Annotated in this window: 21 protein-coding genes; 9 read left to right on the top strand and 12 right to left on the bottom strand. The window is 67.4% G+C overall.

The window, feature by feature from the left end; all coding sequences use genetic code 11:
• Nucleotides 1-71 precede the first annotated feature (71 nt).
• The 3 genes from KYE46_RS12680 (at nt 72) to KYE46_RS12670 (ending at nt 2,212) form a co-directional block, all read left to right on the top strand.
• Entirely contained in the window at nt 72-545 is a 474-nt protein-coding gene (locus tag KYE46_RS12680; protein ID WP_247716832.1) for an outer membrane protein assembly factor BamE, read from the top strand.
• A 118-nt stretch (nt 546-663) separates the two neighbouring features.
• Nucleotides 664-1,407, top strand: coding sequence for a GNAT family N-acetyltransferase (locus tag KYE46_RS12675; RefSeq protein ID WP_219000980.1), 744 nt, complete (start codon nt 664-666; stop codon nt 1,405-1,407).
• A 52-nt stretch (nt 1,408-1,459) separates the two neighbouring features.
• Nucleotides 1,460-2,212, top strand: coding sequence for a hypothetical protein (locus KYE46_RS12670; protein ID WP_219000979.1), 753 nt, complete (start codon nt 1,460-1,462; stop codon nt 2,210-2,212).
• Nucleotides 2,213-2,439: 227 nt separating this feature from the next.
• Here KYE46_RS12670 and KYE46_RS12665 read toward each other — a convergent pair whose 3' ends face one another.
• Nucleotides 2,440-3,306 carry a GNAT family N-acetyltransferase gene (locus tag KYE46_RS12665; protein ID WP_219000978.1) on the bottom strand — a complete coding sequence of 289 codons (867 nt, stop codon included), beginning with the start codon at nt 3,304-3,306 and terminating at the stop codon, nt 2,440-2,442.
• A gap of 189 nt (nt 3,307-3,495) precedes the next feature.
• Nucleotides 3,496-4,743, bottom strand: a complete 1,248-nt coding sequence (gene tyrS / locus KYE46_RS12660; RefSeq protein ID WP_219000977.1) for a tyrosine--tRNA ligase — start codon at nt 4,741-4,743, stop codon at nt 3,496-3,498.
• A 104-nt stretch (nt 4,744-4,847) separates the two neighbouring features.
• On the opposite strand from tyrS, the gene KYE46_RS12655 reads away from it, so the two are divergent.
• Complete coding sequence (locus tag KYE46_RS12655; protein WP_247716831.1) at nt 4,848-5,951, top strand: anhydro-N-acetylmuramic acid kinase; 1,104 nt, start codon at nt 4,848-4,850, stop codon at nt 5,949-5,951.
• A gap of 152 nt (nt 5,952-6,103) precedes the next feature.
• Here KYE46_RS12655 and KYE46_RS12650 read toward each other — a convergent pair whose 3' ends face one another.
• The 4 genes from KYE46_RS12650 to KYE46_RS12635 form a co-directional block, all read right to left on the bottom strand.
• Nucleotides 6,104-7,429 (bottom strand): sensor histidine kinase, encoded by a 1,326-nt coding sequence (locus KYE46_RS12650; protein ID WP_219000975.1) that lies wholly within the window; start codon nt 7,427-7,429, stop codon nt 6,104-6,106.
• A 101-nt stretch (nt 7,430-7,530) separates the two neighbouring features.
• Nucleotides 7,531-8,808 (bottom strand): phosphopyruvate hydratase, encoded by a 1,278-nt coding sequence (gene eno / locus KYE46_RS12645; protein WP_219000974.1) that lies wholly within the window; start codon nt 8,806-8,808, stop codon nt 7,531-7,533.
• A gap of 125 nt (nt 8,809-8,933) precedes the next feature.
• Nucleotides 8,934-9,797 (bottom strand): DMT family transporter, encoded by an 864-nt coding sequence (locus KYE46_RS12640; protein WP_219000973.1) that lies wholly within the window; start codon nt 9,795-9,797, stop codon nt 8,934-8,936.
• A gap of 191 nt (nt 9,798-9,988) precedes the next feature.
• Nucleotides 9,989-10,402 carry a Fur family transcriptional regulator gene (locus KYE46_RS12635; RefSeq protein ID WP_219000972.1) on the bottom strand — a complete coding sequence of 138 codons (414 nt, stop codon included), beginning with the start codon at nt 10,400-10,402 and terminating at the stop codon, nt 9,989-9,991.
• Between the two features lie 212 nt (nt 10,403-10,614).
• Between KYE46_RS12635 and KYE46_RS12630 the strand changes: the two genes are divergently transcribed.
• Entirely contained in the window at nt 10,615-11,508 is an 894-nt protein-coding gene (locus KYE46_RS12630) for a DMT family transporter (protein ID WP_219000971.1), read from the top strand.
• 77 nt (nt 11,509-11,585) lie between these two features.
• On the opposite strand, the gene KYE46_RS12625 is transcribed toward KYE46_RS12630, so the two are convergent.
• The 3 genes from KYE46_RS12625 to KYE46_RS12615 all read right to left on the bottom strand — a co-directional run bounded on the left by KYE46_RS12625 (nt 11,586) and on the right by KYE46_RS12615 (nt 14,547).
• On the bottom strand, nt 11,586-13,025 hold the full coding sequence (locus KYE46_RS12625) for a protein adenylyltransferase SelO (protein ID WP_219000970.1): 1,440 nt from the start codon (nt 13,023-13,025) through the stop codon (nt 11,586-11,588).
• Nucleotides 13,026-13,120: 95 nt separating this feature from the next.
• Nucleotides 13,121-13,615, bottom strand: coding sequence for a hypothetical protein (locus tag KYE46_RS12620; RefSeq protein WP_219000969.1), 495 nt, complete (start codon nt 13,613-13,615; stop codon nt 13,121-13,123).
• Nucleotides 13,612-14,547 carry a nucleoside hydrolase gene (locus tag KYE46_RS12615; protein ID WP_219000968.1) on the bottom strand — a complete coding sequence of 312 codons (936 nt, stop codon included), beginning with the start codon at nt 14,545-14,547 and terminating at the stop codon, nt 13,612-13,614. The genes KYE46_RS12620 and KYE46_RS12615 overlap by 4 nt, the downstream gene beginning before the upstream one ends.
• A gap of 185 nt (nt 14,548-14,732) precedes the next feature.
• On the opposite strand from KYE46_RS12615, the gene KYE46_RS12610 reads away from it, so the two are divergent.
• From KYE46_RS12610 to KYE46_RS12595, 4 genes are all read left to right on the top strand, one after another.
• The gene (locus KYE46_RS12610) at nt 14,733-15,191 is read left to right on the top strand and encodes a DUF1499 domain-containing protein (protein WP_219000967.1); all 459 of its coding nucleotides are present in this window, start codon (nt 14,733-14,735) and stop codon (nt 15,189-15,191) included.
• On the top strand, nt 15,191-16,258 hold the full coding sequence (gene prfA, locus KYE46_RS12605; protein WP_219000966.1) for a peptide chain release factor 1: 1,068 nt from the start codon (nt 15,191-15,193) through the stop codon (nt 16,256-16,258). Before KYE46_RS12610 ends, prfA begins: the two co-directional genes overlap by 1 nt.
• Nucleotide 16,259: 1 nt before the next feature.
• A complete protein-coding gene (prmC, locus tag KYE46_RS12600; protein WP_247716830.1) occupies nt 16,260-17,093 on the top strand; it encodes a peptide chain release factor N(5)-glutamine methyltransferase in 834 nt (277 codons plus the stop codon).
• Nucleotides 17,094-17,329: 236 nt separating this feature from the next.
• The gene (locus KYE46_RS12595) at nt 17,330-18,085 is read left to right on the top strand and encodes a DUF4167 domain-containing protein (RefSeq protein WP_219000965.1); all 756 of its coding nucleotides are present in this window, start codon (nt 17,330-17,332) and stop codon (nt 18,083-18,085) included.
• Nucleotides 18,086-18,177: 92 nt separating this feature from the next.
• Here the strand turns inward: KYE46_RS12595 and rsmA are convergent, their stop codons facing one another.
• The 3 genes from rsmA to KYE46_RS12580 are packed head-to-tail and all read right to left on the bottom strand — an operon-like array spanning nt 18,178 to nt 21,293.
• Nucleotides 18,178-19,035, bottom strand: a complete 858-nt coding sequence (gene rsmA, locus KYE46_RS12590) for a 16S rRNA (adenine(1518)-N(6)/adenine(1519)-N(6))-dimethyltransferase RsmA (RefSeq protein ID WP_219000964.1) — start codon at nt 19,033-19,035, stop codon at nt 18,178-18,180.
• On the bottom strand, nt 19,032-20,033 hold the full coding sequence (pdxA, locus tag KYE46_RS12585; RefSeq protein WP_219000963.1) for a 4-hydroxythreonine-4-phosphate dehydrogenase PdxA: 1,002 nt from the start codon (nt 20,031-20,033) through the stop codon (nt 19,032-19,034). Before pdxA ends, rsmA begins: the two co-directional genes overlap by 4 nt.
• Nucleotides 20,034-21,293, bottom strand: coding sequence for a peptidylprolyl isomerase (locus KYE46_RS12580; protein WP_219000962.1), 1,260 nt, complete (start codon nt 21,291-21,293; stop codon nt 20,034-20,036). It abuts the gene before it with no gap.
• Nucleotides 21,294-21,354: the final 61 nt, after the last annotated feature.

Genomic DNA, 21,354 nt, shown 5'->3' with positions numbered 1-21,354 from the left:
CCGCGCGCAATCAGGCCCCAACGAGAGCCCCCTATGGGGCCACAGAGCATGTTCAGGCAGGACCATTCGTGATGCGTCAGTCTTTCTTTTCCACCCTCCGCCCCGCGATCCGGCGCGTTGGATTTGGTTTGGTCCTCGCAGGCGGCCTTACGGCCTGCGCGGCGACATACACCAATCACGGCTACGTTCCCCCGCCCGAGGTGCTCTCTGAAATCAACATCGGCAGCACGCGTGAGCAGGTGGCCGAAGCCGCAGGCTCGCCCGGCACTGGCGGCGTGATGCGGGACGAGGCGTGGTTCTACACCCAGTACCGTGTGCGCAATTTCACCTACAACGCCCCCGAAGTGATCGAGCGCGACATCGTCGCGATCTCCTTCAACGAGGGCGGCCGGGTCTCGAACATCGAGCGCTTTGGTCTGGAAGACGGCCAGCTGGTGCAATTGTCGCGTCGGGTCACGGAAAGCTCGGTCCGGGATATCTCGTTCCTCAGCTCGATCCTGTCCAACTTCGGCCGGATCAACATCGGCGACGCGCTCTCCGACTAAGCCTCTTGCGCGCCGCTGCGGCACTGCCCATCATCTTGGAAACGAAGGCTGACAGCCCATTGCCGCCGCGATGGAGATGGCTGTGGAACGCCGGGCCACTGGGTTCAGGAGCGAGCCGATGGTGACACCTCTCACCCCGCGCTTCGGTGCGCGACTGGCCACGAGCGAGGCCGATTTCGCGGCCGCGCGCGCGCTACGGGCCCGGGTGTTTCACGGCGACAGGGGGGACCGTTTCGATGCGATCTGCCGCCATGTTCTGGTCGAGGACAGCCTCGACGGCAGCCTCGTGTGCTGCTTTCGGATGCTGCATCTGGAGAACGGGACCGAGATCGGCCGCAGCTATTCCGCCCAGTATTACGAGCTCTCGGCGCTGTCGCAGTTCAGCGGACCGATGGTCGAGATGGGGCGCTTCTGCGTCGATCCCGACCGCCACGATCCCGACATCCTGCGCGTCGCCTGGGCTGCGATGACGGCCTATGTGGACGCACGCGGGGTGGAGATGCTCTTCGGCTGCTCCTCCTTCACCGGCACCAGCGCGCGCGCCTATTACGACGCCTTCGCGCTGCTCAAGGACCGCCACCTCGCCCCGAAGTGCTGGCTGCCGCGGGTCAAGGCGCCCTCGGTCTTCAAGTTCGCGGCCCGGTTGCGCCGCAAGCCCGATCTTCGCGCCGCGCAGGCGGTCATGCCGCCGCTTCTGCGCACCTATCTCCTGATGGGGGGGTGGGTCAGCGATCATGCGGTGATCGACGATCAGATGAACACGCTGCACGTCTTCACCGGGCTGGAGATCAGCGCCGTCCCGCCCGCCCGCGCGCGCCTGTTGCGCAGCCTCGCGGGGGAGGGGCCGGTTTTCCACCATTAGCCAGACGTGCCCCGACCCATTAGCGTGATGGCGAAACACGATTGGAGGTTACATGTCTGAATCCACGCCGGAAACCACGCCTGAAACTGGCGCCGCCAACCCGGTCTTGGACCTGCTGGCCCGTACGCCCGCGCCTGAGCTTGTCGGCGGTCTCTCGATCCCCGACCTCCGCGCCCGTCCGATCACCGTGCGCTACGGAGAGGGCAAGCCCGGCATCTCCGCCCTGTCGGGCGCAACCCTGCCGCTGTTTCTCGGAGCAGTTCTGGTGCTGCTGTCCTTCATCGTGGTGATCAACGTCATCCGTCTCGGAGAGGTGAGCCTGAACGCCGGCATGGGTATCGTGCTGCCACTGGTGATCGCGGCTTTCGTGGCGGGGCCGGCGCTGCTGCGGGCTCGCGCCGGCAACCTGCAATGGCGGCGCGAAGCCAGCATCTTCGCGGATAGGGTCGAGGTCTCCGACCGCACGGGAGAGCATGACGTCTCCTGGAGCGCGCCGCTCTCCGAGTTCAAGGACGTGCACCAGGCCTTCACCTATATCCCGGCCCGTAACGGCGAGGGCGACGGGCTGGAGCTGGAGGTCGTCCACCTGCGCCATCCGGAGGCGGGGAAATCAATCTACGTGTCCGGCACGCGAAAGGTGACGATGGGCGGCATGAGCTTTTCGGACATGATCAAAGCCGGACGCGAAGGCCGCAAGGAAGAGGTGACGGCCGCCGTCGGCGACACCCGCAATCCCGCCGTCGAGGCGCTCGTCGCGGAATTGGTGGAACTGACAGGCTTGCCCCTCACGCCGGACTTCAAGTGATGCGGCCCCCTTTGACCTAGACGCAACCGGGCGGGGCCGCAGCGTAGCGCGGCTGCTACCCGAACTGCGATGTATGTTGGCGCGTGACGTCTTCGAGCCTGAGAAGAGCCGCTGCGAGCGGGAACAGGCGCGAGCCCTTCGCGCTGCCTCTCCCGTCGCCGCGCCGATGGCACCGAGACACGCCACGTCACCGAACCCATACCGCCCAGGGCAGCGCACGACCGCCTTCACCGCACAAGCAACGCCGGCACCTGCGCTGGGCGGCGTCGGCGGCGGGACCAGCAGGTATCTAGCCAGGTCCCGCCCAAGGGGCGCAGCTCGGCCCCTGTGCCTCGCTTGAAACGGGCCAGACCGGGCGCGAGGCTCTTGTCAGCGGCGCCGAGGTCGATCCGCTCGGCCCCCATGGCCTGCAACTCGATCATCGCGCGCCACATAAGGGCCGGTCCGGCCGACATCCTGCGCCCCTCCGCGGTGCTCCAGCCGATCTGGTAGGTGGCCTGCCGCCCGTGGCGCAGGAACAGCATGGCCCCGACGCGGTGGCCCATGTGGTAGGCGGTGAAAACCTGCACCGCGCCCGCCTGACAGGCGGCCATGGCCGCGATCATGTCGGGCGGCAGAGGCTGGTACCACTTGCGCAGCGATTGAATGGCCTCGGCCTTGAAGAGCCAAAAGCGCTTGTCGGGCGGCATCGGGCGGCGCTGGATCACGAGGTTCTGTGCTTGGCCATGGCGCAGCCTGTTGCGCCACTTCTGGTGCAGCCGCGCCGCCATTTTGTCGAGGCAGGGATCAAGCGTCAGTTCCGCCACGATGCGTGGCGCGAAAAGCCGGTGATACCCGGCGGCAGCCAAGGCGCGGGCGTCCGCCTCGGTCTCGGCGTTCACGACGAGGTGTTTGGCATCCAAGGTCTCTCGTAATTGCGCCGCGTCAGACCTCGATAGCTGCAAATCGGCCCTTGACAGAAGCGCCAGATCGCCCACGAAACGCAGCCTGCGCCGCAGAACCACCGCGCGGCGCGGACCCAGTTCCACCATCTCGCCGTCTCCGCCGACCAGTCGCGTCGCCGCGAGCCAGAGGGGGCTTTGCTGCAGCGGCATTCGCGGGACGGGATCGCGGGCGCCCGCGCCTTCAGGGGGCGGAAAGCGCCTGACAGCTTGCGCGGGCAGCGGAGCGGTTTTCTCGGAATAGGCATCGAACATAAGGGGAACATTGCCCCCGATTCCATGAACCCCCAGTTAACGCGGCCGCAAAAAACGCCGCCGCGCTTTTCAAGCCGCTCTAGGCCGTCAGCCTTCCAGCACCACCAGCGCGTGACGCTTCCTGCCGGCACTGAGCTTGATCGGCGTGCCGAGATCGCCGGCCCCGATGACCAGACCGGCATCACCCAGGGCCTCGTCATTCAGGCGCGCACCGCCCTCGGCGATCAAGCGCTTGGCGTCCTTGCCGGATTTGGCGAGGCCCGAGCGGGTGATCAGCTGCACCACGGAAATTCCGTCGCCCACGTCTGCCGCGCTCAGCGTCAGGGTGGGGAGGTCATCGCCCGTGCCGCCCTTCTCGAACACCTCTCGGGAGGTCGCCTCGGCAGCCTCGGCGGCCTCAGAGCCATGGAGGAGCGTCGTGACCTCGTTGGCGAGGATCACCTTGGCGGCGTTGATCTCGGCGCCTTCCAGCGCGCCCAGGCGCTCGCATTCCTCGACCGGCAGCTCGGTGTAGAGTTTCAGGAAGCGGCCCACGTCGGCGTCGGTCGTGTTGCGCCAGAACTGCCAGAACTCGTAGGGGCTGAGCATGTCGCCGTTCAGCCAGATCGCGCCGCCTTGCGATTTGCCCATCTTGCGCCCGTCCGAGGTCGTCAGGAGCGGCGTCGTCAGCCCGAAGATCTCCTTGTCGATCACCCGGCGCGTCAGGTCGATGCCGTTGACGATATTGCCCCATTGGTCGCTGCCGCCCATCTGCAGGATGCAGTCGTGGCGGCGGCTAAGCTCAAGGAAATCATAGGCTTGCAGGATCATGTAGTTGAACTCGAGGAAGCTCAGGGACTGCTCGCGGTCCAGCCGCGACTTCACCGATTCGAAGCTCAGCATCCGGTTGACGCTGAAGTGACGCCCGATGTCGCGCAGGAAATCGAGGTAGTTCAGCCCGTCGAGCCATTCGGCGTTGTTGAGCATCACCGCCTTGCCCTCGCCGTAGTCGAGGTAGCGCGCGAAAACGCGGCCCATGCCCTCGATATTGGCGTCGATCTGCTCGGGCCCCAGAAGCGGGCGCTCGTCGGCGCGGAAGCTCGGATCGCCCACCTTGGTGGTGCCGCCGCCCATCAGGGTCAGGGGGCGGTTGCCTGTCTTCTGCCACCAACGCAGCAACATGACGTTCAGCAGGTGGCCCACATGCAGCGACTGCGCCGTTGCATCATAACCGATATATGCCGTCAGAGGCCCTTCCAGAAGCTTTTCGTCAAGGCCTTGCAGATCGGTGCAATCGGCCAGGAAGCCGCGCTCGACGATGATGCGAAGGAAGTCGGATTTGGGCTGGTAGGTCATGGTGGCTTGGGTCCAGAGTAAACATGGGGGCCGGGATACGGCGCGGATGAGGTCTAACGGGAATGACAGGCAAGGAAAAGAGGGCCGGAAGGGCTGGCGCGCAGATGCCTTCGATTTGGGCGGCGGGCGCGATGTCGGGCACGTCTTTCGACGGGGTGGACGTGGCGGTGCTGCGAACGGACGGGGTCGAGATCGCGGCTTTTGGCGAGACCCGCGAGGTCGCTTATTCCGAGGCCGACCGCGCGGTCCTGCGCGGCGCGATGGGCGCCTGGCCCGGAGAGGCGCGCGCCGATGCGGCGGCGCGGATCGTCGAGGCGGCGCATATCGCGGCCATGGTGGATCTGCCGGCGGTGGATTTGCTCGGCTTCCACGGTCAGACCCTGGCCCACGACCCGGCCGGAGGGCGCACCCATCAGGTCGGGGACGGTGCCACGCTGGCCCGGGCGCTCGGGGTCGAGGTGATCTGGGATTTCCGCAGCAGCGATATGGGTATGGGCGGGCAGGGCGCGCCGCTCGCGCCGTTCTATCATTGGGCCTGTGCCCGCTGGATCGGCGCCAAGGCCCCGGTGGCGTTCCTCAACCTCGGCGGTGTCGGCAACATATCCTGGGTGGACCCGGGCATCGCGGCCCCGGAACTGCCCGGCGCGTGCGTGGCCTTCGACACCGGCCCGGCCAATGCGCCGATTGACGACATGATGGTGCAACGCGGCCTCGGCGCCTTTGACGCCGGAGGGGTGCTCGCCCGCGCGGGAGAGATCGACCTCGCGCTTCTGGAGGAGACCTTGAGCAGCCCGTGGTTCGACATCGCGCCGCCCAAGGCGCTTGACCGGGACGCTTTCGCGGACGTCGGCGCCGCCGTGGCGCGGTTGAGCGACGCCGACGCGGCCGCGACCCTCACCGCCGTCGCCGCCGGCGCGGTAGCCCGCGCGATGCCGCATCTGCCCTCCCGCCCCGAAGACCTGTTGGTGACAGGGGGCGGACGGTTGAATGCGACGTTGATGGAGATGCTGAGAGAGGCCACCGGTTGCAAGGTCTGGTCGGTGGACGAAGTGGGCCTCGACGGGAACGCGCTGGAGGCTCAGGCTTTCGCTTATCTCGCCGTCCGCGTGGCGCGCGGGTTGCCGACCTCGTCTCCGACCACCACCGGTGTGGCCGCGCCCGTGGGTGGCGGGCGGCGGTCGCGTCCTGCGGGGGCGGTCTTGGGGTAAGGCCGCGGTTGGTGCGCCTCTGCTGGGCGATGCGCGCGGTGATGGGGTGGGATTGAGTTGTATTGGCCAAGATGAAGGGGGAGCGGGCGCGCCCGAGTGGCGGGCGTGGGGGCTTGCGGCGTAGGGGTGGCGTGGTGCGCCTTGTTGGTGGCTCAGGGGCAGAGGGGCAGGTGGATCATCACCGCGGTCCCCAGGGGGCCGGTCCGAATCCGCAGGGCGCCGCCGGATTGCTCGGCAAAGCCCATCGCGGTGGAGAGGCCGAGGCCGGAGCCTTTGCCGACGGGCTTGGTGGTGAAGAACGGCTCTGCGGCGCGGCTGGCGACCTCAGGGTTCATCCCCGGTCCGTCGTCGGCGATGGTGAAACGCAGATGGGCATCCTCGGGGTTTTCGGCCGGGTCGCTCCCCGCCTCGGTGGCAGGTCCAGCGATCAGGTCGACCGCGACCGTGATCGACCCCTCGCCCTCGACCGCTTCCTGCGCGTTCAACACCAGATGGAGCAGCGCCTTGTGGAGGCGCCCGGCATCGGCAAGGACGCAGGCCGGTTGCTCGGGCCAGCGGTGCTCCAGCTGGATGCGGGCCGGCAGCATGCGCCGCGCCATGACGCAGAGGTTCTTGGCGATCTCGCGCGCGTCGTGGCGCTCGACCTCAAGGCGGGTCCGTTGGGCGAAGGCCAGCATTTGCACGATCAACTCGCTCGCGCGGTTGCCCGCCTTGCGCGCATCGCTCACCAGCGCGTCCTTTTCCTTGGCGTCTTCAACCTCGTTGTAGAGCTCCAGATTGCCGAGCATGGCGGTCAGGATGTTGTTGAAATCATGCGCAATCCCGCCAGAGAGCCGCCCGATGGCCTCCATCTTCTGCTCATCGAGGTTGCGCTGCGTGGCGCGCCGCAATTCGGCGCGGGCCTTGCGGGTCGAGATCAAGGTCATCGTGTAATAGAGGCCCACCACGGCGCAGAGCACCGCGATCAGGCCCTGTTCCAGCGCGGCGACCCCGGATGGCATGAAGGAGTAGGCCGCGATCACCACCAGCATCCAGCCGACCAGAACATCGAAGGTGCGTGCGAAATCCGGGGTTTCGGGGCGGTAGAGCGTGAAGATCGCGAAGGCGATCACCGCCAGTGCCGCGCAGAAGGACAGGAAGGGATCACCCGCCACCAAGAGGTAGACGGGCATTGCCAGGTAGATCAGCGTGAGCAGGCAATACCCCCCGACGCAGAGCCGTTTCTGCCATCGTGCCGCCATGCCGCGCGCGGTCAGGGCGTGGTAGTTCGCGGTCAGGGCAAGGAGATAGGCCGCCGCCCAGACGGGCCCGAGGCTCGTGCCCTCATAGGCCCAAAGCGCAATGCCACCGATGATGATGCCAAAGCACCGAACGAGCAATTCGCGCCGCGAGCCGAACTCGGAGTGGAGCAGCAACGCGAGGTCGGAATCGATCGCATGGCGGTCGAATGAGAGCTCATTCGAGGTCGGTCGTGACATGGGGAGAGTACCTGTCCGTGGGTAGGGCAAAAATACCATACCCACGGACCGGCGCGCTTGTCATCCCGAATTTTCGGTAATTCTTCTCGGGGCTTAAGCGCTCATCCCCGGAGAATGGAGCGGCCTGCGTAGACGGCGGTTTCCTCCAGCTGCTCCGCGATGCGGATCAGCTGGTTGTATTTCGCCAGCCGGTCCGAGCGCGCGAGCGAGCCGGTCTTGATCTGACCGCAGTTGGTCGCCACGGCGAGGTCGGCGATGGTGGCGTCCTCGGTCTCGCCCGAGCGGTGCGACATGACCGAGGTGAAGCGCGCACGGTGCGCCATGTTCACGGCGGCGAGCGTTTCGGTCAGGGTGCCGATCTGGTTCACCTTCACCAGAAGCGAGTTCGCGGCCTTGCGGTCGATCCCGTCCTTCAGGCGGGCGGGGTTGGTGACGAAAAGGTCGTCGCCCACCAGCTGCACCTTGTCGCCGAGTGTCTCGGTCAGTGCAATCCAGCCCTCCCAGTCGTCCTCGCCCATGCCGTCCTCGATGGAGAAGATCGGGTAGTCGGCCACCAGGTCCGCGAGGTATTTCACGTTCTCCTCGCTGCTCAGGCTCTTGCCTTCGCCCGACAGCTCGTACTTGCCGTCCCGGTAGTATTCCGTGGCCGCGCAATCGAGCGCCAGCACCATGTCGTCGCCCGGCTTGTAACCTGCCTTCTCGATCGACTTCAGTACGAAATCCAGCGCGTCGCGGGTGCTGGAGAGGTTGGGCGCGAAGCCGCCCTCGTCACCGATCCCGGTGGAGAGGCCCGCGGCCGACAATTCGCCCTTGAGGGTGTGGAACACCTCCGAGCCCATCCGCACCGCTTCCGCGATGGAGGTGGCGGCAACCGGCATGATCATGAATTCCTGGATGTCGATCGGGTTGTCGGCATGCTCGCCGCCGTTGATGATGTTCATCATCGGCACCGGCAGCACATGGGCCATGGTGCCGCCCACGTAGCGGTAGAGCGGTTGCGCGGTGAAATCGGCGGCCGCCTTCGCGGTGGCCAGCGACACGCCGAGGATCGCGTTGGCGCCCAGACGCCCCTTGTTGTCGGAGCCGTCGAGTTCGCACATCGTCTGATCGACGGCGACCTGCTCGGTCGCGTCAAAGCCCACCAGCGTGTCGGCGATCTCGCCGTTGACCGCCTCGACGGCGGCCAGAACGCCCTTGCCCTTGTAGCGGTCCTTGTCGCCGTCGCGCTTCTCCACCGCCTCGTAGGCGCCGGTCGAGGCGCCCGAGGGCACGGCGGCGCGGCCCATGGTGCCGTCTTCCAGCGTGACATCGACCTCCACCGTCGGGTTACCCCGGCTGTCGAGGATCTCGCGGGCGTGGATGTCGATGATAACGCTCATGGGCGGCTCTCCTGAAGAATGCTGTTGCGGGCGCTATAACAGAGGAGCGCCCTCACGCGAAGCGCTGTGTTAGCGGTAACATGACGCACAGGCGCGCCCCATGCGCAGCGCGTCCTCGCGCAGGCTCACCCCTGCAAGGAAAGCCGCTCGCGCCAAAGCGTGTAGAGTCCGGTCGCAATCACGATGCCAGCGCCGATCAGCGTCCATTGGTCGGGGCGCTCGTTGAACACAACGAAGGCGAGGATCAGCGCGAAGACCAGTCGCGTGTAGCGGAACGGCGTGACGGTCGGGATGTCACCCACCCGCATGGCCGCGGTCACGGCATAATAAGCCACCAGCGCGAAGACGAGCGCGGCGCACAACTGCGCGGTCAGAAGCGCGTCGGGCAGGGCGGCGCCCCCGGTCCCGGCCAAGAGGATCAACCCCGCGATCCCCGCCGCAAGAAACCCCCAAGCGGCCAGCAAATGCGTCGAGACCTCGCGAGAGATCGCCCGCGTCGCCAGGTCCCGCCCGGTCAACCCGATGACAGCGCCAAGCGCCCAGAGGCTGTTTGCGTCAAACCCCTCGAGCCCCGGCCGCACGATGATCAACACGCCGACCAGACCGATCAGGATCGCGACCCACCGCCGCCACCCGACGCTCGCACCCAGAAACAACGCCGCGCCCAGGGTGACCATCAAGGGGTTGGCCTGGATGATCGCGGACAGAAGCGACAGGTCGATTACCGAAAGCGCAAAGGTGAAACACATCGTGCCGAGGATCTCTGACATCAGCCGAAAGACGAAGGGTCGGGTAAAAAGCGCCCGATCGGCGATCCGCTCGCCCTTGATTGCCGCCCAGACGCCGAACACCAGCGCCCCGCCAAAGCCGAAGATCGCCACGACCTGTCCCACCGGCAGCGCGCCGAGGGTCAGCTTGATGAAGGTATCCGCCAGGGCGAACCCCAACATCGCCAGCGTCATCCAGCCCATGCCCTTGAGATTGTCCATCCGCGCGCTCCGCCCTGTCATTGTCGACGAGAGCCCTACGCCCGTTCCCCGGCAGGCGACACCCCCCATTTCCCCGTTCTTCAAATATCCTGGGGGTCTGGGGGCAAAGCCCCCATAAAACCCTCCACGCCCCACGCACCACCAAAGCCAAACCACAACCGCACAGCCAATGGCCCCGCCAAGGCGCGAGCCTACTTCTTCTTCAGCGGCACCCCGTAAAGCTCCAACCGATGCCCCTTCAGCCGATAGCCCAGCTTCTCGGCAATCCGCTCCTGTAAGGCCTCAATCTCGGGGTCGACGAATTCGATCACCTCGCCCGAATTCATGTCGATCAGATGGTCATGGTGGTCGCGCTCGGCATCCTCGTAACGAGCGCGGCCGTCGCCGAACTCCAGCTTGTCGATGATCCCGGCCTCCTCGAAGAGCTTCACCGTCCGGTAGACCGTCGCGATCGAGATTTTCGGATCCACCGCCACCGCACGCGCATAGAGCTCTTCGACATCCGGATGATCGTCCGAGCGCTGCAACACCCGGGCGATGATCCGTCGCTGCTCTGTCATGCGCAGACCCTTGGCAGCGCAGCGGTCCTCGATGGTGTCGGTCATGGCGGGGTCCTCGCGCGGGATCACTGGATGGCGGCCTCCGGCCAAACGCCCGAAGTGCGCCGGGGTCTAGGCGATTCACCCGCGCGGATAAAGCCCCCGCGTCGCCGCGCCCTTGCACTGGCCCGGCCGCCTGCAACGCCACCCGCAGCCCGCCTTGACACCGCCGCAGCCGCCCGGCACTGCCGACGGGCACGCTACAGGGGACGACAAGGATGGACCGAAAAACGCAGATCGACGCCTTCGGCGCGATCTCTCTCACCGGCTTCGCGCTGCTTCTGGCCTTCAACCAGGTGATCATCAAACAGGTCAACGAGGGCCTGCAACCGGTCTTCTTCGCGGGCCTGCGCTCGCTCGGCGGCGCGGTGGTGATCTTCCTCTGGATGAAAGCCCGCGGCCTCTCCGTGGCGATCAAACCCGGCACCGTGCCGGCCGGCCTCGCCATCGGCGTCGTCTTCGCCTTCGAGTTCATCTGCCTCTTCTGGGCGCTCGACCTGACCAGCGTCACCCGCACCTCGGTGATTTTCTACACGATGCCCATGTGGCTGGCGCTCGCCGCCCATTTCCTGATCCCCGGAGACCGCCTGACCCCGATGAAATCCGCAGGCCTCGTGCTGGCCTTCATCGGCGTCGTCATCGCCCTGACCCTGCGCGGCGACAGCGCCGGAGAGACCTCTCTGCTCGGTGATTTCCTGGCACTCCTGGGTGCCATGGCCTGGGCCGCCATCGCGCTCTGCGCGCGGGCCACGAAGCTCAACCAGGTTCGGCCCGAGATGCAATTGCTCTGGCAACTCACCGTCTCCGCCCCGGTGCTGCTGCTTGCCGCGCTGTTCTTCGGCCCGCTCCTGCGCGAGCCCGAGTTCATCCATTGGGTCGGCCTCGGCGCCCAGATCCTCGTCATCGTCTCGGCAGGCTTCCTGTTCTGGCTCTGGCTTCTGTCGATCTACCCGGCCAGCTCCGTCGCCGCCTTCTCGTTCCTGTCTCCGGTCTTCGGCGTCGGCCTCGGCTGGCTGATGCTGGACGAACAGGTGGGCGCCGGCCTGCTCGTCGCGCTGACCCTCGTCTGCCTCGGCCTGATCCTGATCAACCGCCCCCCGAAACGGCGCTGAGCGCCCTTCATCTTTTCAAAAATACGGCGGGGAGTTTGAGGGGCTGGCCCCTCAATCCCACGCCGGCCGCCACGCCCTCACGTACCGCAGAACGTCCGCGTCACCGCCTCCGACGGGGCAGGCGCGGCCTGCAGGTCGGCAATCTCGGGCCGGTCGTTGAACGGGTCGCGCAGCGCCGCGTTGAGCCGGTGGAACGGCGCGTAATCTCCGCCCACGGCGGCCTGTATCGCCTCTTCGACGCGATGGTTGCGCGGGATCAGGGCCGGGTTCACCGCCTGCATCCGGGCCATCCGCTCTGCCTCGGACACGCCTTCCTCGGCCAGTCGGGCACGCCAGGTCTCCAGCCAGGCCGCAAGCGGTCCAGGGGCCGCCCAGGCCTCGGCGGCGCGCTCCGGCTCGGGGCCCGAGAGCGCGCGGAAGCTCCGGGTGAAATCGGCGCCGCCTTGCTCCATCCGCGCCAGAAGGTCGAAGGCCAGCGCGGCATTCTCCTCGCGCGCGCCCTCCAGTCCCAGCTTCGCGGACAAGACACCCTGCCACGCCGCATCGAAGCGCGCGGCAAAGCCGTTCACTGCCTCGGTGAAGGTCTCGATGGCCGCCTCGCGGTCCGGCATCAGCGGCAACAGCGCCGTGGCCAGTTGCGCGATGTTCCATGCCGCGATCTGCGGCTGCTGGGCGTAGGCATAGCGGCCGAACTGGTCGATGGACGAGAAGACCTTCATCGCCTCGTAGGTATCCATGAAGGCGCAGGGGCCGTAGTCGATGGTCTCGCCCGACAGCGCCATGTTGTCGGTATTCATCACGCCGTGGATAAAGCCCAGGCCCATCCAGCGCGCCACCAGTTCCGCCTGTGCCTGCATGACACCATTCAACAGACCCAAAGGCCCCTCGGCACCGGGATAATGGCGCGCGATCGTGTGATCCAGAAGCGCCTGCAACGCCTCCACATCGATGCGGGCGGCGAAGAATTGGAACGTGCCCACGCGGATGTGAGAGGAGGCGACCCGCGTCAGTACCGCGCCCGGATAGGCCCTCTCGCGGAGCACGGTCTCCCCGGTGCTCACCGCCGCGAGGGCGCGCGTGGTGGGAATGCCGTAGGCCGCCATCGCCTCCGAGACGATATATTCGCGCAGCACCGGCCCGAGCCAGGCGCGCCCGTCGCCGTTGCGTGAATAGGGGGTCGGGCCCGCGCCCTTCAACTGTACGTCAAACCGCGCGCCATCGGGTGCCACGACCTCGCCCAGCATCACAGCGCGCCCGTCGCCCAGTTGCGGAGACCAGCCGCCGAACTGATGCCCCGCATAGACCTGCGCCAGCGGCGCCGCGCCCTCGGGCACCTCGTTGCCGGCGAAAATCTGCGCCAGCACCTCCCGGTCGTCGCCCAGCGTGATGCCGAGCCGTGCCGCCAGATCCTCGTTCACCGCGATCAACTCGGGCTCGGCCACCGGCGTCGGCGCGAGGCGGGTGTAGAAACGGTCGGGCAGGGTGGCGTAGCTGTTGTCGAAGGGAAAGGCGGGCATGGCGGGTCCTTTGAAGCTGAAGCGCCCTCCGCATGTAGGGGCTTTGACCGGTCGGGCCAATGGGCGGGCGCAAGGGCGCGCTATGCCTATGCCCCTCACGGAGAGCTTCGTCGCACCTCGATCACGACCGGCAGGCTCCGAAACTGTCCCAGCGCCCGGCGCGCGATGGCGTGGGTCTCGATCACGACACTGCCCCCGCTCCCGGCCCCCTCGACCGGGCGCAGAACCGCGTCTTCCGGCTCGAACCAGAGGTAGGTCTCATGGCCCAGCACCGTCCCGGTGCCATCACCCGGCGCGCCATTCAGGGTGATCCCCATGACAGAGGTCTCCGCCCCCTCGGCAAAGGGCGCCTCGGGCGTGGAGGAGCTCAGCGTCAGGCTCAGGCGCGGGGGCAGGGGAAAGCCCAGGTGCATCTGCGCGAAGGACAGTGTGACGTCTCGGGCGCCGATCTCGGGCGGCGCGCTCTCGGTCAGGGTAAGCGTCACCCCCTCCAGCGTCAGAAGCGCGAGGGCTGGGCCGTCGGCCATCGCGGGCTGGCCGAGCGACAAGAGCGCGGCGGCACAGGCAACCCCGGCCGCCCGCGCCGTCACAGACGCCCGATCCGCTCGGTCAGCAGCTCGAAGAACCCGTCCGCATCCAGATCCCCGATGAAAAGCGCGTTCTTCTCGCGGTCGGTGACACCCCACCAATCGGCGACCGTCATGCCGCGCGTCAGCGGCGAGGTCACTTCGATCTCCACGTTGATGTGACGGCCATGGAACAGGTCGGGACGGATCAGGTAGGCGATCACGCAGGGATCATGGAGCGGTGCGCCCGCACTGCCGTATTTTTCCTTGTCGAACCGCTCGAAGAAATCCGTCCATTCGGCGACCATCGTGCCCGGACGCGTGCCGAGATCGCGGAAGGCCTGCACCCGCGGCGCGGTGGTCAGCGCCTTGTGGGTCACGTCGAGCGGCATCACCACGATGGGACGGCCGCATTTGAACACGATTTCAGCGGCTTCCGGGTCGACGTAGATGTTGAACTCCGCCGCCGGGGTGATGTTGCCGACCTCGAAATAAGCGCCGCCCATCAGGATGATCTCCTGCACCCGCTCGACGATGTCGGGCGCGCGCATGAAAGCGGTCGCGATGTTTGTCAGCGGCCCCATCGGGCAGAGCGTCACGCTTCCCGCAGGCTCATCGCGCAGGGTGTCGATGATGAAATCCACCGCGTCCTTGTCCTGCAAGGGCATCTGCGGCTCGTCCATCGCAGGCCCGTCCAGGCCGGTCTTGCCGTGCACATGCTCTGCCGTCACCAGCGGCTGTTTCATCGGCCGGTCGCAGCCGGCGAAGACCGGCACATCGGGCCGTCCGGCCAGCTCCGCCACGATCCGCGCGTTCTTCGCGGTCAACTCCAGCGGCACGTTGCCGGCAACGGCGGTCAGGCCCAGAACCTCGACCTCGGCAGAGGCGAGCGCCAGAAGGATGGCTACCGCGTCGTCCTGTCCGGGGTCCGTGTCGATGATGATCTTGCGTGCCATGGTCTCTCCTCCAACGCCGGCATCAAAGAGCAGCGCCCGCACAGATGCAAGACGCCACGCGCGCGCCGGGTGACGCGCGGTCCGCCTGCCGCGCTTGCGTCGCGCGCGTCCGCAGCCGCCACAAAAGCACCGCCCTTGTCGCCTGCGACTTGACGGGACGCGCGCGGCGGCGCATCTCACGATCCATGCGTATCCTGATCTACATCCTTGCGGCGCTTGTCGTCGTGACCCTTGCCGCCGCGCTCTATGTCCGTCTGGCGCCCGTCGACACCGCCCGCTGGCATGTCGACCCCGAGACGGTGACGCCTCCCACCACGCCCAACTACGTGCTGCTCGCAGGCGACCGCGCCGTGGCGATCGACGCGCCCTCCCTCTCGGTCGCGGGCCGGTTGCAGGCCGCCGCCGAAGCCGAGGGCGCCACGCTTGTCGCCGGAAGCCTCGGCGAAGGCTTTGCCACCTACATGGTCCGCTCGCGGCTGATGGGCTATCCCGATTTCATCTCGATCCGCTTGGTGCCCGAGGAAGAGACCACGCGCCTCCACCTCTTCTCCCGCTCGGCCTATGGCAGGAGCGATTTCGGCGTGAACACCGCGCGGGCGCAGCGCTGGCTGACCGCCGCACGCGGCGAAGGGAGCACGGTGTAATGGTTGTCAGCACCCTCCCGCGGGACCGCCTGCGCCAGATCACCGACCGGTTCGAATACCTCGAAGCGCAGCTCAACGGCGGGCCTGATGCCTCCGATATCGCCAAGATCAGCCGCGAATATGCCGAGCTGAAACCCGTCGTCTCCGAGATCGAAACCTACGAACAGCTTCTGGCCGATCATGCCGAGGCGCAGGAGATGCTGGAAGACCCGGACATGAAGCCCCTCGCGCTGGAGGAGCTGCCGCGTCTGGAAGCCGCCATCCCCGAGGCCGAGAAGAGCCTGCAACTGGCGCTTCTGCCCAAGGACGCCGCCGACGCGCGCCCGGCGATGATCGAGATTCGCCCCGGCACCGGCGGCGACGAGGCGGCGCTCTTCGCCGGGGACCTCCTGCGCATGTACACCCGCTACGCCGAGGCGCGGGGCTGGCGGCTGGAGATCGTCGACCTGCAGGAAAGCGATCTGGGAGGCATCAAGGAATGCACCGCGCGGGTGGAGGGCGAGAACGTCTTCGCGCGGCTGAAGTTCGAAAGCGGCGTCCACCGCGTCCAGCGCGTGCCCGAAACGGAATCGGGCGGCCGCATCCATACCTCGGCGGCCACCGTCGCGGTGCTGCCCGAGGCCGAGGAGGTCGATATCGAGATCCCCGCCACCGACATCCGCATCGACACCATGCGCGCTTCGGGGGCAGGGGGCCAGCACGTCAACACCACCGACAGCGCCGTGCGGATCACCCATGTGCCAAGCGGCATCGTCGTGGTCAGCTCCGAGAAGTCGCAGCACCGCAACCGCGAGATCGCCATGGCGACGCTCCGCACCCGGCTTTACGATCTCGAACGCCAGAAGGCCGATGACGCCATGGCCGCCGACCGCAAGGCGCAGATCGGCTCGGGCGACCGCTCCGAGCGCATCCGCACCTACAACTTCCCGCAAGGACGGCTGACCGACCACCGGATCAACCTCACGCTCTACAAGCTCGATGCCGTCATGCAGGGCGATCTGGACGAGATCGTGGACGCGCTGACCGCCGAGGATCAGGCCATGAAACTGGCCGAGATGAACGGCTGACGTGACCCGCCTTCGCGACATCCAGACCGCCTACATCGACGCCGTGAAGGACTTCACGAGCCTCTACGAGGCCGGGCGCGAGGCGAGCCTCGTGATTACCCATCTCACCGGCATGAGCCGCACGCAGCAAAGCTTCAGCGGCAATGAGCCCTTCACCGGTGACATGGCGCGGTTCGAGGCGATCATCGCGGCGCGCCTCAACCGGCAGCCGCTGTCGCAGATCTTGGGCCAAGCCCCGTTTCGCGACCGGATGTTCCGGGTGACACCTGATGTGCTCGCCCCGCGCGCCGATACCGAGGTGCTACTCGATGCGGCGCTTGCCACCGCGCCGCGCGCCATTCTCGACCTCGGCACGGGGCCGGGCACCCTTGCCCTGACGCTTCTGGCGGAACTGCCCGAGGCCCACGCCATCGCAAGCGACATTTCCTCCGCCGCGCTGGCTGTCGCCGCTGATAACGCACAGGCGCTGGGCGTGGCCGACCGGGTGCGCTTCGTGCAAAGCGATTGGCTGGCCGCCATCGAGGGCAGTTTTGATCTCATCGTCTCCAACCCGCCGTACGTCGATGCCGAAACCTACGCCCGTCTCGCCCCCGAGATCACCCGGTGGGAGCCAGCCATCGCGCTCACACCCGGCGGCGACGGGCTGGACGCCTATCGCATCATCGCGGCCGAGGCGCCCGCCTTCCTGCGCCCCGGTGGGCATCTCATGGTCGAGATCGGCTTCGATCAGGGCGCGGCGGTTGCGGCGCTCTTGGAGGCGGCCGGCCTGAGCGACATCCGCATCGACGCCGACCTGAACGGAAAATCGCGGGTTGTCAGCGGAGTTCAGCGCTAAATCGCCGCGTTTATGGGGCGAAATGGCCGTTTCGCGTTATTTTTGACTAGACTCACCCCACCCCACATGTTTACTCACCTGCAAGCGTGATCCGAGGCTTATCGAGCCCGCCGCGCTTTTCTCGCCAGATCGCGCAGTGCCACACCCCGGCACAGACGACGCGCAGACTGAGACTTCCCGGGCCCCGCCAATGGTGCGATGTGGCCGCCAACCAGGACCACTGGATTAGTACACACATGAGATCTTCGAAGAACCGCTCGCGGTCCAAAGGTAACCGCAACCGCAATGGCTCGGTTGGGAATATCGTCAATCGGGTTTTCGACTCGTCCGGCCCCGAGGGCAAGGTGCGCGGTACGCCGCAGCAGATTGTCGATAAGTACAATCAGTTGACCCGCGATGCGCAGCTCTCCAACGACCGCGTGGCAGCCGAAAGCTTCCAGCAGCACGCCGAGCATTACACCCGCCTTCTGGCGCAGGCGCAGCGCGAGCAGGAAGCCAAGCAGGCGCAGCACCAGCAGAACCAGGGCGGCGGCAACCAGAACAACAACCAGGGTGGCAATAACAACCAGGGTGGCGGCAACCAGCAGGGCGGCAACGACCAGCAGGGCGGCAACCAGGGGAATAACCAGGGCGGCAACAACCAAGGTGGCGGCAACCGTCGCAGCCGGGGCGGCAACCAGGACAACCAGCAGGGCAACCAGCAGCCCCAGGACCAGTCGTCCGAGCAGAAGCCCGATCCCGCCAAGGCCGAACAACCCTCCGAGACCCAAGGCTCCTTCGACGCGGTGATTGATCCCGCCGAGGGCGATAGCGGCCTCGTCGAGACGCCCGAGAGCGCCCCCAAGCCCAAGCGCCCGCGCACCCGTCGCCGCAAGGCCGACACGCCCAAGGAGGCACCGGCAGCCGAGGCAAACGCGGCAAGCTCCGACGGCAAGGACGACAGCGGCAGCAACGGCGGCGACGACAAGCCGTCCTCCGAAGCCGCCGAATAAGCAAACACCGTGTGGTTTCATCCCGACAAAGGGGCCTTCGCGGGCCCCTTTTTTCGTGCGTGGAGGCCTCGTCGCCTCCGCCCGATTGCGCGTCAGTCTTCGGGCTTGATCACATCCGTCATCTGCCGCGCCAGCGCGCAGAAGCCCTCCAATGGTACCTGCTCGGCGCGGTCGGTGGGCTTCAGTCCGGCTGCGGTCAGGCGGTCCTCGATATCCGGGGTTAGCCCCTTCAGCGCGGCGCGCAGCATCTTGCGGCGCTGGCCGAAGGCCGTGGCCACCACGCGGCTCAACACGCGGGCGTCGGCCTCGTAGCGCGGCTCGGGCAGGGCGGTCAGATGGACCACGGCGGAATGCACCTTGGGCGGCGGCGTGAAGGCCTCGGGCGGCAGGCTCATCACGATCCGCGCATCCGTGCGCCACTGCGACAGGATCGCCAGCCGGCCATAGGTCTTGGAGCCCGGCTGCGCCACGATCCGCTCGGCGACCTCGCGCTGGAACATCAGCGTCAGGCTCTCCCACGGCGGCGGCCAGGAGGCCGGGGTGAGCCAGCGCACCAGCAGCTCGGTGCCGACGTTGTAGGGCAGGTTTGCCACGATCTTGCGCGGGGCCGACAGCTCGGCCTCCCAATCCAGCTCCAGCGCATCGGCGTTGAGCACCTTCAGGCGGCCGGGGTAGGCGGCCTCGATCTCGGCCAGCACCGGCAGGCAGCGGGGGTCCTTCTCCACCGCCACGACGCGCCGCGCGCCCTCGGCCAGCAGCCCGCGCGTCAGGCCACCGGGGCCAGGGCCGACCTCCAGCACATCCGAGCCGCTCAGATCCCCGGCCAGCCGGGCGATCTTGGCGGTCAGGTTCAGATCCAGCAGGAAGTTCTGCCCCAAGGCCTTGCGCGCCGACAGCTCGTGGGTCGCGATCACCTCGCGCAGCGGCGGCAGGTCGTCGATGCCGCTCATGCCAGCCCCCCGAAACCGGCCCGCGCGCGGGCCATGTCGCGCGCCATTTGCAGCGCCGCGATCATCGAGGTCGCATCGGCCACGCCCTGTCCCGCGATGTCGAAGGCGGTGCCGTGGTCGGGCGAGGTGCGGATGAACGGCAGGCCGAGGGTCACGTTCACGCCGCCCGCGAAATCGATCGTCTTGATCGGGATCAGCGCCTGGTCGTGGTACATCGCCACCGCCGCGTCATAGCGCGCGCGGGCGGCGGCGTGGAACATCGTGTCAGCCGAGGCGGGGCCGGCAAGGTCCATCCCCTCGGCGCGCAGGGCATCGAGGACGGGGGCGATCATCTCGATCTCCTCGCGCCCCATCGCCCCGCCTTCGCCCGCATGGGGGTTCAGCCCTGCGACCGCGATGCGCGGGGCGGGGATGCCGAAGTCCTGTTTCAACGCGGCCTCGGTGATGCGCAGCGTCTCGCGCAGGACCTCGGGCGTGAGCGCGCCCGGCACGTCCTCTATCGCGATGTGGATCGTCGCGGGCACCACGCGCAATTCGGCGCAGGCGAGCATCATCACCACCCGCTCCACCCCCGCCAGATGGGCGAGGTATTCCGTGTGGCCGGGAAAGGCGAAGCCCGCGCCGTCCTTCAGCGCTTTCTTGTGGATCGGCCCGGTTGTCAGTGCCGAGGCGTCGCCGGCCCGAACCAGCTCCACACCGCGCGCGATCACGTCGATGACGCCCTGCGCATTGGCCGGGTCGGGCGCGCCCGGCACGGCGGGGGCGGCAAAGGCATGGGGCAGGACGGGCAGGCCGTCTTCGCTGGCGATCGCCGCTTCGGCGGGGTGGTCGATCTCGACGATCCGTGCGCCCTGTCCGGCCAAATGGGCCGGATCACCGATCACGAAGAACGGCAGCGAGGCGCCAAGGGCCGCCCAGGCGCGGGCCGCGATCTCGGGACCGACCCCGGAGGGCTCGCCCACCGAAACCGCGACAGGGGCCGTCGGTGAAGGGGTCATTCAGTTGACGTAGTTGATGCGGGCCTCGGCGCGCAGTTCTTCAAGGTAATTCGCCGCCAGACGCTGCAACTGCTGCCCGAAGAGCCCCCCACGGATGGCGTCGATCCCGGCCTCGGGCTCGGCGCTGACCCGGTCGCAGAGCATGACCGCCAGCAGCACCGTGCCGTTGTTGCGGGTCACGGCGGTCGACATCTCGTGGTTGTCGAGCGTCCGGATCGCCAGCGCGATGTCCTCGGGCACCTGCGCGGGCGGCACCGACTGACGCTCGAACCCGCCGGGGATCACGCCGTTGAAATCGTTGCAGACGTCGACGGCATTGTTGAGCCGCGCGGCCTCGGCCAGCGCTTCTGGCGTGCGGCCGCCGGGCAGGGCGATGGTGACGTAATCGATCGCGGTGATGGGCAGGCGCGGCGAGGTGACCTCGCGCTGGCCGCGGAACTGGAACAGCGCATAGGCCTGACCGCCGCCAAGGGGCACCGGCTGCGTCACCTGGCCGTAGCCCATGCCCATGAACATCTCGCGCAGGCCCTCGGGCAATTCGTTCAGCGGACGCCAACCGGTCACACCGCCCGCCTCGCGGGTGGGGGCGGCCGAGAACCGCTGCGCGGCCTGCGAGAACCGCTCCACGTTGCCGTTGAGGTCACGGCCCAACCGGCCCAGTTCCGACTGCAGGTTGGCCTGGTTATCCGGGGTCACGGGAATGATGATCTCGGCCAGCGAAATCTCGATGCCGCCGCCCAGAACCGTACCAAGCTCCAGCGCCCGTTCCACGTCTTCGTCGTCGATCTCGACGATCGGGCGGAACCGCGCGTTGACGACATTGCGCCACGTGATGCCGTTGGCCACGAAGTCGCGCACCGTCTCCGGCGCGATGCCCTGCTGTGCCATCTGGCGCAGGAACTGCTCGGCGCCGAGGTTGGCACGGGCGGCGAATTCCTCCAGCCCGGTCTCGATCGCTTCAGGCGACGCTTCGGCACCCACCGCAAGGGCGGCGTCCAGTTGCAGGCGCTCGTTGACCAGCGCCTCGATCGCCTGTTGGCGCAGATCGCCCTGGGCGTTCAGCACTTCAAGGAAACGCATCCGCTGGCTGATCTCGAAGTTGGTCACCACGCTGTCGTTGACCTCGACGGCGACCGAGAAGGGGTTCTGGGCCTGCGCCGGGGTGCTGACCGCGCCGCCCAGGCAAAGTGCCGCGACCAGCGCCGCGCCAAGACCTGTTGCCCGCCGCATACGGAGTGCTGCCATGAGTATGCCGTTCATCCGTGAACCCCTGTCCGTTCCTACCTGCCCACCGCTTTGCGCGGGGGCGTCATCCATTCGC

Source organism: Gymnodinialimonas ceratoperidinii, assembly GCF_019297855.1.
GTDB lineage: Bacteria > Pseudomonadota > Alphaproteobacteria > Rhodobacterales > Rhodobacteraceae > Gymnodinialimonas > Gymnodinialimonas ceratoperidinii.
This window is presented reverse-complemented; position numbering and strand designations above follow the sequence as displayed.

Coding starts and splice junctions, on each gene's coding strand:
- KYE46_RS12650 (WP_219000975.1), bottom strand. CDS start 7,429: ATGTCACGACCGACCTCGAATGAGCTCTCATTCGACCGCCATGCGATC.
- pdxA (WP_219000963.1), bottom strand. CDS start 20,033: ATGACCCCTTCACCGACGGCCCCTGTCGCGGTTTCGGTGGGCGAGCCC.
- eno (WP_219000974.1), bottom strand. CDS start 8,808: ATGAGCGTTATCATCGACATCCACGCCCGCGAGATCCTCGACAGCCGG.
- rsmA (WP_219000964.1), bottom strand. CDS start 19,035: ATGAGCGGCATCGACGACCTGCCGCCGCTGCGCGAGGTGATCGCGACC.
- KYE46_RS12640 (WP_219000973.1), bottom strand. CDS start 9,797: ATGGACAATCTCAAGGGCATGGGCTGGATGACGCTGGCGATGTTGGGG.
- KYE46_RS12625 (WP_219000970.1), bottom strand. CDS start 13,025: ATGCCCGCCTTTCCCTTCGACAACAGCTACGCCACCCTGCCCGACCGT.
- KYE46_RS12675 (WP_219000980.1), top strand. CDS start 664: ATGGTGACACCTCTCACCCCGCGCTTCGGTGCGCGACTGGCCACGAGC.
- prfA (WP_219000966.1), top strand. CDS start 15,191: ATGGTTGTCAGCACCCTCCCGCGGGACCGCCTGCGCCAGATCACCGAC.
- KYE46_RS12615 (WP_219000968.1), bottom strand. CDS start 14,547: ATGGCACGCAAGATCATCATCGACACGGACCCCGGACAGGACGACGCG.
- KYE46_RS12610 (WP_219000967.1), top strand. CDS start 14,733: ATGCGTATCCTGATCTACATCCTTGCGGCGCTTGTCGTCGTGACCCTT.
- KYE46_RS12665 (WP_219000978.1), bottom strand. CDS start 3,306: ATGCCGCTGCAGCAAAGCCCCCTCTGGCTCGCGGCGACGCGACTGGTC.
- tyrS (WP_219000977.1), bottom strand. CDS start 4,743: ATGACCTACCAGCCCAAATCCGACTTCCTTCGCATCATCGTCGAGCGC.
- KYE46_RS12680 (WP_247716832.1), top strand. CDS start 72: ATGCGTCAGTCTTTCTTTTCCACCCTCCGCCCCGCGATCCGGCGCGTT.
- KYE46_RS12580 (WP_219000962.1), bottom strand. CDS start 21,293: ATGAACGGCATACTCATGGCAGCACTCCGTATGCGGCGGGCAACAGGT.
- KYE46_RS12595 (WP_219000965.1), top strand. CDS start 17,330: ATGAGATCTTCGAAGAACCGCTCGCGGTCCAAAGGTAACCGCAACCGC.
- KYE46_RS12630 (WP_219000971.1), top strand. CDS start 10,615: ATGGACCGAAAAACGCAGATCGACGCCTTCGGCGCGATCTCTCTCACC.
- KYE46_RS12670 (WP_219000979.1), top strand. CDS start 1,460: ATGTCTGAATCCACGCCGGAAACCACGCCTGAAACTGGCGCCGCCAAC.
- KYE46_RS12655 (WP_247716831.1), top strand. CDS start 4,848: ATGCCTTCGATTTGGGCGGCGGGCGCGATGTCGGGCACGTCTTTCGAC.
- KYE46_RS12635 (WP_219000972.1), bottom strand. CDS start 10,402: ATGACCGACACCATCGAGGACCGCTGCGCTGCCAAGGGTCTGCGCATG.